Raw genomic sequence first — 14,264 nt, 5'->3', positions numbered from 1 at the left:
ATGTGGGGCATCGTTCCGGCCGCCGGCCGCGGCAGTCGCATTCAGCCACTGGCGTTTTCGAAGGAGTTGCTGCCGGTCGGGAGCCGGCGCGACAACGGCGCCGACCGCCCCTGCGCCGTCTCCGAATATCTGATCGAGCGCCTGATCCTCGGCGGGGCCGACAAGATCTGCTTCGTCATCTCCCCCGGCAAATCCGACATCCTTGAATATTTCGGCGACCATTACGACACCGCTCAGCTCGCCTACGTCGTGCAGCCGGAAGCTTCGGGACTTTGCGACGCGGTGTTCAGGGCGAGCACCGTCATCGGACATCATGACAGTGTCATGGTCGGGCTGCCCGACACCGTGTGGTTTCCGAAAGGGGCGCTGAAGACGCTGCCGGATGTCGATCTGTCCTTCCTGCTGTTCCCGGTCGAATGTCCCGAATTCTTCGACGCGGTGGTGCTCGACGGCGACAACGTACGGCAGATTCAGGTCAAGCAAGCCGACGCGACTTCGAACTGGATCTGGGGTGCATTCAAGATGTCAGCTACCGGATTTCGCGATCTTCGGCTGCTCTGGAAGCAGCGGAGCTGCCGCGACGAATATTTTGGGACACTGGTGAACGCCTATCTCGATGCCGGCGGGCACGGCATCGGCGTTAGATCGGGAGAGTCCTACGTCGATGTCGGCACTGTGAACGGCTACCGCGCCGCGATGGCATTGCTGGCAAACGGCGACGGGGGCGACGGCCGATCGAAACTATCGGCCGGTTCACCGAACGATGCCGTTCGATCATACGTAAACGCGAACAGTGAAGGGGTCTTATGACCAGCGACACGCTCTCTCAAGAGGAAATCCGGCGCCGCGTCGACGCGCTTGGCCCGTGGTTTCACAACCTTGACCTAAAGGGCATCAGCACGGCGCCGGCGCATTTCCTCGGCGATTACCCCGCTGTGAAATGGCGACGATTCTCCCGCGTCATACCGGAAAACCTCGAAGGAAAGACCGTACTCGATATCGGCTGTAACGCCGGCTTCTATGCCATGGAGATGAAGCGACGCGGCGCCGATCGCGTGCTCGGGCTCGATACCGACGAGGAATATCTGGCGCAAGCCCGGTTTGCCGCGGAAGTAAATGGGCTCAAGATCGAGTTTCGCCAACTATCTGCCTATGACGTCGGCCTGCTCCGGGAGAGATTCGACCTCGTGATTTTCATGGGCGTGCTCTATCACCTTCGCCATCCGCTGCTCGCGCTGGACCTGATCCATGAGCATGTCGCTAAGGATCTTATGCTGTTCCAATCGATGCTACGCGGCGACAATCGGATCGATCCCGTGGACAAGAACTACGATTTCTGGACAGCGGACCAGTTCGATCGTTCGGGGTATCCGAAATTGCACTTCATCGAGAACAGCTACGCTGATGATCCAACCAATTGGTGGGTGCCGAACCGCGCTTGCGTCGAGGCGATGCTGCGCAGCACCGGGTTCGTCATTGTAGCCCATCCCGAAGATGAGGTCTATTTCTGCCGGAGGGCGACACGGCCCCAGGACGAGGGTCCAGTCTATCCATCGCAGGGCGCAATCCGATGATTGAAGCGGCGAAGATCTGGAACGAGCCGAATAACAAGTCGCATTGGGATATCCTGATCGATCCAGACTGGGTGAAGTTCGCCGAGCTCGCTGTCGCTGCGGGTAAGGCGATCCGCGCCGTTCATCCGGTACTGCCGCGGGTGCTCGGCGGCATTTCGCCGATCGACCCCTCCTTTATGCGCAACATGCAGACGCGCGGCGTACTTGAGCATTTCGAGGCGGTCGCCGTACACGGCTTTCCGCTTGACTGGAACCTGTGGCAGATCGACGAATGGCCGAATAAGCTTGCCGAAATCAAGGCAATCGTCTCGCTGCCAGTGTGGGTGACGGAAGTCGGCGTCTCCTCGTTTGGAGCCGAGGAGGTGCAAGCCTGGGGGCTCAAGCGCACCGCGGAACTACTGATCGGCCGCGCGCCGCGGATCCACTGGTACAGCCTCTACGATCTGCCCTCCACCTGGGAGGCGACGACGCGGCACAGGGAAGCCGAAGGCTCTTCTTATTACCGGCATTTCCACATGGGGTTGCTGCGCGAGGACGGCACGCCGAAGGCAGGACTGGAGCTGTTCGCCGACTATTCGCATGCGATGGGACTATGCCAATGGTTTCACTTCAACGATCATCGCCTCCATGACGCGGTGCGCTGGATGCGCCGGCTCGGCGTCAGGCATCTGCGGACCGGCCTGTCCTGGGCTGACAGCTTTCGGCCCAACGCGACTGACTGGTTCGATTGCCAGATGGACGCGCTGGCAGAGTTTGACGTCACCCTTACCTTCTGCTTCACGCCGCAACACCGCGGCATCGCCCCGCACCATACCAGCCCGCCACTTGACCCAAACGAATTTGCCGACTTCTGCGCTGGAATGGTCGAGCGCTATGCGGCCAAGACGGGGCTCAAGACAGGGCTCATGGCTTCTCCGGCACTCATCGAAGCAAGAGAGCAGACATGCGTGCCCTGATCCTCGTGATGGACTCCGCCGGGATCGGTGCCGCTCCGGATGCGAGCCTTTACGGAGACGAAGGAGCCGATACAGTCGGCCATATCGCACACGCCTGTGCACTTGGTCACGCCGATAACGACCGACGCGAAGGCCCCCTTCGCATACCCAACCTCGTCGATCTCGGGCTCGGGGAGGCATGCCGTCTTGCGACCGGCCGTGTGCCGCCTGGGCTCGATGGCATCGACGCTTCGCCTCGGCAGTTTGGCTGCGCCAGCGAACTGTCTAAGGGCAAGGACACGCCCTCCGGCCACTGGGAGATCGCCGGCGTACCGGTGCCGTTCGACTGGGGATATTTTCCAAGGACCATCCCCTGCTTTCCTTCAGATCTCGTCGAACGTCTGTGCGAGGAAGCGGCCCTGCCCGGCATCATTGGAAACCGACACGCCTCCGGGACCGAGATCATCGATTCGCTCGGCGTCCAGCACATGCAGACCGGCGAAGCGATCTGCTACACTTCCGGCGACAGCGTCTTCCAGATCGCAGCCCATGAAGGATCCTTTGGAGTCCAGCGGCTCTACGAGGTGTGCGCGATTGCGCGTCGGCTGCTCGATCCCCTGAACATCGGCCGCGTGATCGCGCGCCCCTTTGTCGGCACGTCGAAAGGCGACTTCAGGCGAACGCCGCATCGGCGGGATTTCTCGGTTCCCCCTCCCGAACCGACCCTTCTCGACGCCTGTGTAGCAGATGGCCGTGATATCGTCTCGATCGGCAAGATCGACGACATCTTTGCCCACCGCGGCACCGGCCGGAATAAACGCGGCGACAACAACGACGCGCTGTTCTCTTGCACGTTGGACAGCTTGAACAGCCTTGCGGACGGCGGGCTTCTGTTGCCAATTTTGTCGATTTCGACACCGTCTACGGGCACCGACGCGATGTCGCCGGCTACGCGGCGGCGCTCGAGGCATTCGATGCCCGGCTGCCCGAGCTGACGGCGCGGCTGAAGAGCGACGACCTGCTCGTGATCACCGCGGACCATGGCTGCGATCCAACCTGGAGCGGCACCGATCACACGCGCGAGCAGGTGCCTATCCTGCTCCACAGCAGCACCCAAAGATCACCGATCGGCAAGCGCGTCGGCTTTTCCGATATCGGCGCAACGGTCGCGGCGCATCTCGGGCTAGCTCCGCTTCGGCATGGCCTTCCGTTTTGAGCAATCCGCCCACGATTTTCACTCATGTTATTGATCGAAGTTAGAGAAAACATTGTTTGTACATTTTTGAGGAACGAACATTCGTTGCACCGCTTCTGACTCCAAATGTGACTGGCGCGTCGGTCGATCGGCCATCGGAGCGCGCACCCACTTTCATCCCTGGCTGGTCGCAAGACCCAGTCTGACATTTGGCAAGGAAGCGAAGGCGAATGACACGAGTATTGATTACCGGTGGCGCTGGCTTCATCGGCTCCCACGCGGCGGACGCGCTGCTTGTCGCTGGTTACGAGGTCAGACTGTTCGACAACCTCTCGCCCCAGATTCATGGTGCGCAACGCGAGCGTCCCTCCTATCTCCATCGGGAGGCTGAACTTCTCGTCGGAGACATCACCGACGCGCTTGCCGTCGAACGTGCCTTGCGCGGCGCCGATATAGTCCTGCACCTGGCCTCGGCAGTCGGTGTTGGCCAGAGCATGTATGACATCGACTCCTATGTGCGGACCAACGAACTCGGCACCGCGACCTTGCTGCAAGCCTTGTCGAGACGTCCGGTCGAACGTCTCGTCGTCGCCTCCTCCATGAGCATCTATGGCGAAGGCCTTTACCGCGCCGTAGATCATCATGCCGAGCTGGCGCCGGATGAACGGCCGATTGACCAGCTCCGAAACGGTGAATGGGAATTACGCGACGCCGCAGGCCACATCCTCGATCCCGTGCCGACGCCCGAAACCAAGCCGCCCTCCTTGAGCTCGATCTATGCGCTGAACAAATATGCGCAGGAACGCATGTGCCTTATTACAGGCAATGCCTATGGCATTCCGACCATCGCTCTGCGCTTCTTCAATGTGTTCGGCCCGCGCCAGGCATTGTCGAATCCGTATACAGGCGTGCTGGCGATCTTTGCCGCACGCCTGCTCAATGGCCGCCGTCCGCTGGTGTTCGAGGATGGTTTGCAACGGCGCGATTTTGTTCATGTGAAGGATGTCGCCCGCGCCTGCCGGATCGCGATCGAGACCGATCGGATGAATGACGTGTTCAACGTCGGCTCGGGCCAAAGCCGCACGATCGTCTCGGTCGCGCGGGATCTCGCCCGGGTCATGGAACGCTCGGACATTGCGCCAGAGATCACCGGCAAATATCGCGCCGGCGATATCCGGCACTGCTTTGCAGATATAGCCAAGAGCCGCGCTCTGCTCGGCTTTGAGCCAAGCGTCAGATTTGAAGACGGCCTTGCGGAGTTGGCTGATTATCTGGCGGACCAGATTGCCGATGACCAAGCCGAGCAAGCCGCGGCGGAACTGTCGCGACGAGGATTGGTCGCATGACGAACAGAGACAACAGGCCTGTGCTGATTACCGGCGGGTGCGGCTTTATCGGCTGCAATCTCGTCGACCGGCTCGCTGACCGCGGTAATAGTGTCCTCATCCTGGACAATCTCGCCCGCGCCGGCGTCCGCGAGAATGCGCAGTGGCTCAAGTCCAGACACGGCGACCGGGTCAACATCGTCGTCGCCGATGTCCGCGATCCTATTCCTGTCATCGATGCCGTGAGGGAAGCTCGTGCCGTGCTTCACCTTGCGGCCCAGGTCGCCGTCACCGACAGCGTGGCGGATCCGGTCGGAGATTTCGAGATCAACGCCCGCGGCACCATCAATGTGCTCGAGGCCGTGCGCCTTCACAACAAATCCGCGCCGATGCTCTTTGCGTCGACGAACAAGGTGTATGGCCGGCTGATCGACGACACACAGATCATGCGAACCGGCGCCCGCTATGCGCCCGTCAGCAAAACGCTCTCGGACGGAATATCCGAAAACGCTCCGCTCGACTTTTATAGCCCCTATGGTTGCTCCAAGGGAACGGCCGATCAATATGTCCGCGACTATGCCCGCGTGTTCGGCCTGCAGGCTGTCGTCATGCGCATGAGCTGCATCTACGGACCGCGACAGTTCGGGACCGAGGACCAGGGCTGGATCGCGCATTTCCTCCTGAGCGCCATCCGCGGCACCCCGCTGACAATCTATGGCGATGGCCTTCAGGTCCGCGACGCGCTGCACGTCTCGGATGCCGCCGATGCTTGGCTGACGGCGCTGGACCGGATCTCACTGGTGCGCGGCCGCGTGTTTAATCTGGGGGGAGGGCCGTGCAACTCAGTGAGCCTGCTTGAGCTGATCGATCACATCACGCAACTGACCGGTCGCAAGACGAAATACACATTTGCGGATTGGCGACCTGGTGACCAGCCCTGGTACGTCACCGATACGCGAGCGCTCTCCACCGCGCTTGGCTGGATGCCGAAGATCTCCCTACAGCAAGGGCTGTACACCCTGCACGCATGGCTTGACAGCCGTTTTGGACAATCGATGCCGAACAGGGAGGCCTCAGCATGAGGCGTGTCGCCCTGATCAATCCAAACTGGAATTTCGACGGCAGCATCTATTTCGGTTGCCGCTCTCCGCACCTGCCCCTGGAACTCGGGATCTCCGAGCACTATCTGCGCGAAGCCGGGCATCCGACGCTATTGCTCGACGCGCACATGTTCGGCCTTTCGCTCACGGGAATCGAGGCCGAACTCCAGGCGTTCAAGCCGGATATAGTCGTGGTCACCACGGCGCCAACGTATCTGTTCTGGCGCTGCGCGCCGCCCGAACTGCGCGTTCCGCAGGAGCTTACACTTTCACTGCGGGGACTTGCACCGAAGTTGGTCGCCGTCGGGCCGCACGGCTCGATCACGCCGAGGGCGGCGCTGAAGAAGCTTGGCGTCGACGTCGTCGTGATGGGCGAGTGCGAGCACTCGCTTCTGCGGCTCGCCAATGGTGAGCGCGATTTCGCTGGGCTGTGCTTCACTGACGGCACTTCAATCCGCATCAACGGCGGACCTCAGGCGGTCAACTTCAAGGACCAGCCGTCGCTGCGCTGGCCGACCGAAATGATCCGACGGCATCATCATCACCATCATCGCTTCGAGGCGGAGCCGACCGGCCCCGGCGCCGAGGTAGAGGCATCGCGCGGCTGTCCGTATAACTGCACGTTCTGCGCCAAGGAAAATTTCCGCAACGCCTATCGCAAGCGCCCTGCCGCCGTCGTTCTGGAAGAGATCGACCGCTTGCGAAGCCAGGGCATCGAGTATCTCTATTTCATCGACGAGATCTTCCTGCCGAATGCCGAATTACTGCAGGGCCTGACTAGCCGCGGGCTCAAATTCGGCGTGCAGACACGGATCGATCTGTGGCGTCCCGAAATGCTGGAGCTGCTCGGCCGTGCCGGCTGCGTGTCGATCGAGGCGGGCGTCGAGAGCCTGACGCCGGAAGGACGGGCAGCGCTGGCAAAGAACTGCAAGATGACCACCGACCAGCTTGCCGATCAGCTGGTCGAAGCGCGCCGGCATGTGCCGTTCGTGCAAGCCAACCTGATCGAGATGCCGGAGGACGAGGATCCCGTCGTCCAGCGCTGGCGCCGCCGGATGCAGGATGCCGGCGTGTGGGCCAACGATCCGGTGCCGCTCTATCCATATCCCGGTTCGCCGGATTACCGGAAGCTTTGGGGCGAGCCTGATGATTTCGCCTGGGAGCGTGCCCACCAGCACTACCTTGCGATGTTCGACCAATTCAGCGACGTCCAGGAGGAACGTCCCGTTCCACTCGCCGCGCTCGAGCTGCAGGTTGCATCATGAGCCGATCCGCGAATCTCAGGATTCTGATGACGTCGGATACCGTCGGCGGCGTGTGGACCTATGCTTCCGCGCTTGCGACAGCGCTCGCCGCTTCCGGCGCCGAGGTTCATCTTGTGACGATGGGGCCGCGCGCGAGAGTGGACCAGCGCGCAATGCTGAAGGATGATCGCGTGCACCTGATCGAGACCGACCTTGCACTCGAATGGCAGGATCCGGAAGACAGCGATCGAACGGTCGCCCAGCGCGCCTTTGCCGAGCTGGAGGAAGAGGTCCGGCCTGACGTCGTTCATCTCAACAGCTTCCGTGAGGCGGCGTTTGAGTGGCATGCGCCGGTGCTCGTGGTGGCGCACTCCTGCGTGAAGTCATGGGGTCTCGCCTGCCACGATACCGCATGGCTCGACGGGCCGGCCTGGCGACGTTACACGGCCGCTATCGCCGCGGGCCTGAGCCGGGCGCAAGCGTGGGTCAGCCCGAGCTGTGCGTTCTATGACGTCATTTCCGATCTGTACCACCCCAGCGCGCCCGGCTTGGTGATTCGGAACGGCATCGCACCTGCTTCTCCACCAGACAAGAAGGAAGACTACATCCTTGCGGCGGGCCGGCTATGGGATCGCGCCAAGAACATCGCGACGCTGACCGACGCCGCGAAAGGCGTCCGTTGGCCGCTAAACATCGCGGGCCCCGCCGATGATGCCGCCTCAGCCAGCGTTTCTTGGCTAGGCCATCTTTCCCACGACGAGTTGCGCGCCCGCATGCAACGTGCGGCGATCTTCGCAAGTCCGGCGCTCTACGAGCCGTTCGGCCTTTCGGTCCTGGAAGCTGCCTCCGCAGGATGCGCACTGATCCTATCCGACATTCCAACCTTCCGCGAGCTATGGAGCGGCGCTGCCGTATTCGTTGATCCAACGAGCAGAAAAGGCCTACGTCGCGCCCTCGATGCGTTATGCGCGGACGACGACAAGAGAGCACAATTGCAACGCGACGCCTGGGCGCGCTCGCAGCGCTACTCCCTGGCGAGGACGGCGAGCGCCTATCTGCAACTGTACACGAATCTCGTGGCCAACGCGCGGCGGCCCGTTTCAAGGCATGAGCTGGAGATGCACGCATGAAATGCATCCTCTTCTGTCATGCGTTCACATCCTGCTGGAACAATGGCAATGCCCATTTCCTCCGCGGCATCGCCCGCGAGCTCGGCGCGCTCGGTCACGGGGTCGTGGTCTATGAACCTGCTGACGGCTGGAGCCGGACGAATGCGATCCGTGACAGTGGTTCGAATACCCTTCACGAGGTAGCGGATCTTTTTCCCAGCATCGATATCCGCCAATATGACGCCTCACTCGACCTCGACGAGGCGCTGGATGGCGCTGGGCTTGTGATCGTCCATGAATGGAATCCGCCGGAGCTGATCGAAGCGATCGGCCGCCGCCGTGCGCTCGGCGCACCCTACGCGCTTCTGTTCCATGATACCCATCATCGCGCCGTCACCGCCCCCGACGAGCTTGCGCGGTTCGACCTCAATGGATTCGACGGCGTACTCGCCTTCGGCGAAGCGCTTCGTCAGATCTATCTGCGGCTCGGATGGGCCGAGCGTGCATTCACCTGGCATGAAGCGGCTGATACAAAGCTCTATCGCCCGCTGCCGCATATCACGCGAACCCATGACGTGGTCTGGATCGGCAATTGGGGCGATGGCGAGCGCGCTGCCGAACTCAACGAGTTTCTGGTTCGGCCAGTATTGGAGTTGAGCGCCCAGACACGGATCTACGGCGTCCGCTATTCGGAAGCCGCGCACCGCGCGATTGAGCAAGCCGGCATCGAATACCGCGGCTGGCTTCCGGCGCATCGCGCGGCTGCGGCCTTAGCTACCGCGCGTTCCACCGTGCATGTGCCGCGTGGCCCCTATGCACGATCGCTGCCAGGCATTCCAACGATCCGGATGTTCGAAGCCATGGCCTGCGGCATTCCCATCGTCTCGGCCCCTTGGGACGACATTGAGAATATGTTCCCGCAGAACGCCTATCTGCGAGCCGAGAACGGAGCGCAGATGACCCGCGTGCTGGCGACGCTTCTGAACGACCAGGCGTTCGCGGCTGAAACCGCCGAAATCGGTCTCCGAGTGATCCAAAGCCGTCACACCTGCGGCCATCGCGCTATGCAGCTTCTCAACATCGTCGATGAGATTCAAGGCGCGCGTCCGTCATCGCAGCCCGCCGAACACGAGGGAGCCATCGCATGAAGATCTGCTTCTTCGGTTCGAGCCTCGTCTCGTCCTACTGGAACGGCGCCGCGACCTACTACCGCGGCATGCTGAAGGAAATCGCAGCGCTCGGGCATGACATCACCTTCTTCGAGCCCGATGCATTCGAGCGACAGGCTCATCGCGATATCGACGATCCATCGTGGGCCAAGGTAGTCGTCTATCCGGCGACGCCGGAGGGATGGCAGCGCTCCCTGGAGGTCGCCGCTCGTTCCGCGGACCTGCTGATCAAGGCGAGTGGCGTCGGCGTGTTTGACGTCGAATTGGAAAAGGCGATTGTTGAGATTCCATCAAGCGCGATCCGCATCTACTGGGATGTCGACGCGCCAGCCACGCTGGATGCGATGTCGAGCCATCCACGCCATCATCTGCGCAAAGCGATCCCGCGTTATGACATCGTACTCACCTACGGCGGCGGGGATTGCGTCGCGGCAGCTTATCGCGCGATGGGCGCCCGGGACTGCGTTCCTATCTACAATGCGCTGGATCCGGCGACGCATTTTCCGGCGCCGGCCGACACCAAATTCGAATGCGATCTCGGTCTGCTTGCCAACCGCCTGCCCGACCGCGAGCAGCGCATCGATCAATTTTTCCTCGATGTCGCGACCCGGACGCCCGGCAAGACCTTTACTCTGGGGGGATCCGGCTGGGAGAGCAAGGAGGCACCGTCCAACGTTCGCAAGGTCGGGCACGTCGGCACCAGCGATCACAACGCGTTCTTCGGCTCTGCTCTTGCGACGCTGAACGTCAACCGCAACAGCATGGCCCGTTACGGGTTCTCGCCGCCCACCCGTGTGTTCGAAGCGATCGGCGCTGGCGCGTGCCTGATCACCGACGACTGGGAAGGCATCGACCATTTTCTCGAACCGAATCGTGAAGTGCTGGTGGCAGCCAACGGCGCCGAGGTGGCAGAGCACCTGAATTCACTGAGCCCGGAACGCGCACATGCGATCGCGGAGCGCGCAAGGGCACGTATTCTCAGCCTTCATACCTACCGCCACCGGGCGCGCCAATTCGATGACCTTTTCGCGGGAATGGACAAGAGAATCGAGGCAGCAGAATGAATCTCAACATTGTGGTCATCGGGCTCTCGGTCACGTCTTCCTGGGGCAACGGTCATGCCACCACCTACCGTGCCTTAATCGACGCCATCGCGAAGCGCGGCCACCGCGTCACATTCCTCGAGCGGGATACACCATGGTACCGCGATCATCGCGACCTTGCAAAGCCGTCGACATGGACCGTCAAGCTCTACCAGTCGCTGCCGGAGCTTCCCCGACGGTTCGGCAAGCTGATCCGCGATGCCAATCTGGTGATCATCGGCTCCTACGTGCCGGACGGAATCGCGATCTCCGAATGGGTGACGACGCATGCGCGGGGAATAACGGCCTTTTACGACATCGATACGCCGGTCACGCTCGCTGGACTCGATCGAGGACTAGGCTACATCTCCGGCGCCATGATCCCGCGCTTTGATCTCTATTTGTCCTTTAGCGGTGGACCGGTGCCGAAAATGATCGAGGATGACTTTGGCAGTCCGCTCGCCCGCGTCCTCTATTGCAGCGCCGATACGAGCCTCTACCGCCCGCGGGAGGCGCAAATAAAGTGGTCGCTGGGTTACCTCGGCACCTATAGCGAAGACCGGCAGCCGCTGCTGGAGCGACTGCTGCTTGCGCCTGCCGGAATACTGCCGGATCAACGATTCGCAGTCGCGGGACCGCAATATCCAGAGCATCTCGCCTGGCGTGAAAATGTCGAACGGATCGAGCATCTCGCGCCGACCCTGCACGCACAATTTTATTCGGAGCAGCGCTTCGCCTTGAACGCCACCCGCGCTGACATGCGCACGCTCGGTTTTTCACCGAGCGTGCGGCTATTCGAAGCCGCCACCTGCGGAACGCCGGTTATCTCCGATCGATGGCCCGGCATCGAAACGATTTTCATGCCATCGACGGAAATCCTCCTGGTCTCCGAAACGCGCGAGGTGGTCCAGATCCTTCGCGAGATGCCTGAAGAACGCCGGCGGACGATCGCCGAAAACGCGCGCAGGCGCATCCTGGCCGATCACACGCCCGAACATCGCGCCCGTCAGTTGGAAGCCCATTATCTCGAGGCAACTGCGCGGCGCTGCCGCAAATCGACCCGGCCGTCCATCAGCCCGCAGATGCAGGTCACCGAGATATGAGAGAGGAGATGCCATGACGTTTCAGGTCCGCCTTCGGCCTTCCCGCCACACCAAAACCGTGCTGATCGCCGGGGGCGCCGGCTTCATCGGTTCGCATCTCTGTGATTCGCTGTTGCAGCGGGGCGCGACTGTGATCTGCGTCGACAATCTGCTCACCGGCACGGTCGACAATATCCGCCCATTGCTCAATCATCCGAACTTTCGGTTCGTCGAATGTGACGTGCGCGATCCGCTTAGTATCAATGACGACATCGATCAGATCTATAGCCTTGCCTGTCCGGCTTCACCGCGTCACTATCAGGCGGATCCGATCGGTACGATGAAGACCTGCGTCGTCGGCACCATGAACGTGCTGGAACTCGCGCGGAAGAAATCGGCCCGCGTCCTCCAGGCCTCGACCAGCGAGGTCTATGGCGATCCCGAGGTGCACCCGCAACCCGAATCCTATGTCGGCCACGTCAACACGATCGGTCCGCGTGCCTGCTATGATGAGGGAAAGCGTGCTGCGGAGACGTTGATGTTCGATTATCAACGGACCCATGGCCTCGAGGTGAAAGTCGCCCGCATCTTCAACACCTATGGGCCGCGCATGCTGGAGAACGACGGGCGCGTGGTGTCGAATTTCATCGTGCAGGCCCTGCGCGGCGAACCGATCACGATCTATGGAAAGGGAACGCAGACACGAAGCTTCTGCTTTGTCGACGATCTCATTCGCGGGCTCGAATTGCTGATGGAGAGCCCGCCCTCCATCAGCGGGCCTTGCAACCTCGGCAACCCGCAAGAAATCACCATCGAGTCCGTGGCGCGTGAAGTTCTCGCCTATACCAATTCGGCCTCACCGCTGCGTTTTGAGCCGCTGCCGAAGGATGATCCCAAACGGCGCAGGCCGGTGATCGACACTGCCGAGCGGTCGCTAGGCTGGCGTCCGCGTATCGCGCTGAAAGAAGGCCTGCAGGCAACCATCGCCTATTTTGCGTTGCGTGTTGCGACGGCGATGCCAGTGCTGGTGCCGGCAAATGCCTCGCGGAACATATCGCGTGCAGCGCGCGCTCGATTGACCATCGCTGCCCAGCAGTAACGCCGACGGCAGCTTGAACAGGTGGACGGCAACGGCCGGGGAGCAATACCGAAGACCGGACCTCGGCTGACGCGCACGTTGGGATAGGAATCATCACAGCAGCGGCCGACTGCGACTGCTCCGCCATCGGCACCTACGCCGAGCGCCGGAGCGCAAGTTGCGCTACGCCTTTCTGGACGGCGCCAATCACCTTTCCGATGATGTTGGCGGTCGTCTACCTCTCGGCTCTTCCACCAGAATAGGCGTTCAGGAACGATGTCGGTCCGCCGCGATTGAATCGGAAACGTTCTGATGCGCCATGTCCAGTATTCGCTTTCCAGATCGGCCGAGAGACAAGGCAGGTCAAGCACGAGAAGCCCGCGATCGGCTCGGAGGGCCGTCGGCGGAACAGGATCATCGCGGCCGCGGCGCGACATCTCCCTGGCAAATTCCGTGGGCGGGATGGAAGGACATCCTGCTCAGGACCTACGAACAGATCAACAAGGACAGGGTTCTCGCCGTCGCGGCGGGCGTCGTGTTCTACGGACTGCTTGCGCTCTTCCCCGCGATCACGGCAATCGTATCCTCCTATGCGCTGTTTTCTTCGCCAACGACCATCAATGACCATCTGGCCGCGTTGGCCGGCCTCCTACCTCAGGGCGCCTTGGACATCGTGCGAGATCAGGTCGATCGCGTAGTTGCGAAGGGGGATACCAAGCTTGGGTTTGCCTTTGCGTTCAGCTTCCTTCTCGCGGTGTGGAGTGCAAACGGGGGCATGAAGGCGGTCATCGATGCGCTCAACGTCGTGTATGAGGAGGACGAGAAGCGCGGCTTCTTCAAGCTGAACGCCGTCTCGTTGGCGTTCACCTTCGGCGGCATCATCGCCGCACTTGTTGCCATCAGCGGCGTGGTAGCTCTGCCTATCATCCTCGGGACATTCGGGGCGAGCTCGGTTGTCGATAACCTACTACGCATTGGCCGCTGGCCTGTCCTCGTCCTGGCCATGCTATTCGGACTGGCTATACTATATCGGTATGGGCCAAGCCGGCGTTCCCCACAATGGCGGTGGCTGACGGTCGGAAGCGTCTTCGCGACGTTGAGCTGGCTGGCCGGATCTGCGGCCTTTTCCTTCTATCTTGCAAATTATGCCAACTACGGCGCGACCTACGGCTCGCTGGGGGCAGCGATTGGCTTGATGATGTGGATGTGGATGTCGGCCATCGTCATACTGGTGAGCGCAGAGCTCAACGCTGAAGTCGAACATCAGACGGCACGAGACAGCACCGATGGTTCAGGCAAGCCGCTCGGCGCGCGAGGCGCACGCATGGCGGACACGGTGGGAGAACAAAAGACGAGCTGACATCTGCGTAG

Annotated in this window: 12 protein-coding genes and 1 pseudogene; all 13 read left to right on the top strand. The window is 61.5% G+C overall.

Going from position 1 to position 14,264, the window contains the following annotated elements:
* Window positions 1–810: a nucleotidyltransferase family protein gene (locus ACZXDY_RS03120; protein WP_464344452.1), complete on the top strand. Its 810-nt coding sequence runs from the start codon at window positions 1–3 to the stop codon at window positions 808–810.
* Window positions 807–1,574 carry a TIGR04290 family methyltransferase gene (locus ACZXDY_RS03115; protein WP_464344451.1) on the top strand — a complete coding sequence of 256 codons (768 nt, stop codon included), beginning with the start codon at window positions 807–809 and terminating at the stop codon, window positions 1,572–1,574. The genes ACZXDY_RS03120 and ACZXDY_RS03115 overlap by 4 nt, the downstream gene beginning before the upstream one ends.
* Entirely contained in the window at window positions 1,571–2,530 is a 960-nt protein-coding gene (locus ACZXDY_RS03110; protein WP_464344450.1) for a glycoside hydrolase 5 family protein, read from the top strand. Before ACZXDY_RS03115 ends, ACZXDY_RS03110 begins: the two co-directional genes overlap by 4 nt.
* Window positions 2,518–3,725: pseudogene (locus tag ACZXDY_RS03105) on the top strand (phosphopentomutase). Before ACZXDY_RS03110 ends, ACZXDY_RS03105 begins: the two are co-directional and overlap by 13 nt.
* Before the next feature lie 209 nt (window positions 3,726–3,934).
* The gene (locus tag ACZXDY_RS03100) at window positions 3,935–5,050 is read left to right on the top strand and encodes an NAD-dependent epimerase/dehydratase family protein (protein ID WP_464344449.1); all 1,116 of its coding nucleotides are present in this window, start codon (window positions 3,935–3,937) and stop codon (window positions 5,048–5,050) included.
* Window positions 5,047–6,111 carry an NAD-dependent epimerase/dehydratase family protein gene (locus ACZXDY_RS03095; RefSeq protein ID WP_464344448.1) on the top strand — a complete coding sequence of 355 codons (1,065 nt, stop codon included), beginning with the start codon at window positions 5,047–5,049 and terminating at the stop codon, window positions 6,109–6,111. Before ACZXDY_RS03100 ends, ACZXDY_RS03095 begins: the two co-directional genes overlap by 4 nt.
* Window positions 6,108–7,394: a TIGR04295 family B12-binding domain-containing radical SAM protein gene (locus ACZXDY_RS03090; RefSeq protein WP_464344447.1), complete on the top strand. Its 1,287-nt coding sequence runs from the start codon at window positions 6,108–6,110 to the stop codon at window positions 7,392–7,394. The genes ACZXDY_RS03095 and ACZXDY_RS03090 overlap by 4 nt, the downstream gene beginning before the upstream one ends.
* Window positions 7,391–8,503: a glycosyltransferase gene (locus ACZXDY_RS03085; RefSeq protein ID WP_464344446.1), complete on the top strand. Its 1,113-nt coding sequence runs from the start codon at window positions 7,391–7,393 to the stop codon at window positions 8,501–8,503. The genes ACZXDY_RS03090 and ACZXDY_RS03085 overlap by 4 nt, the downstream gene beginning before the upstream one ends.
* Complete coding sequence (locus ACZXDY_RS03080) at window positions 8,500–9,630, top strand: CgeB family protein (protein WP_464344445.1); 1,131 nt, start codon at window positions 8,500–8,502, stop codon at window positions 9,628–9,630. The genes ACZXDY_RS03085 and ACZXDY_RS03080 overlap by 4 nt, the downstream gene beginning before the upstream one ends.
* The gene (locus ACZXDY_RS03075) at window positions 9,627–10,715 is read left to right on the top strand and encodes a CgeB family protein (protein ID WP_464344444.1); all 1,089 of its coding nucleotides are present in this window, start codon (window positions 9,627–9,629) and stop codon (window positions 10,713–10,715) included. The genes ACZXDY_RS03080 and ACZXDY_RS03075 overlap by 4 nt, the downstream gene beginning before the upstream one ends.
* Window positions 10,712–11,836: a CgeB family protein gene (locus ACZXDY_RS03070; RefSeq protein WP_028161914.1), complete on the top strand. Its 1,125-nt coding sequence runs from the start codon at window positions 10,712–10,714 to the stop codon at window positions 11,834–11,836. The genes ACZXDY_RS03075 and ACZXDY_RS03070 overlap by 4 nt, the downstream gene beginning before the upstream one ends.
* 13 nt (window positions 11,837–11,849) lie before the next feature.
* Entirely contained in the window at window positions 11,850–12,914 is a 1,065-nt protein-coding gene (locus ACZXDY_RS03065) for a UDP-glucuronic acid decarboxylase family protein (RefSeq protein WP_028161913.1), read from the top strand.
* A 298-nt stretch (window positions 12,915–13,212) separates the two neighbouring features.
* Complete coding sequence (locus ACZXDY_RS03060) at window positions 13,213–14,253, top strand: YihY/virulence factor BrkB family protein (protein ID WP_464344443.1); 1,041 nt, start codon at window positions 13,213–13,215, stop codon at window positions 14,251–14,253.
* Window positions 14,254–14,264: the final 11 nt, after the last annotated feature.

The organism is Bradyrhizobium sp. LeoB3 (genome assembly GCF_055456055.1).
Note: the sequence above shows the minus strand (reverse complement) of the source record. Positions and strands in the feature narration are given on the sequence as shown.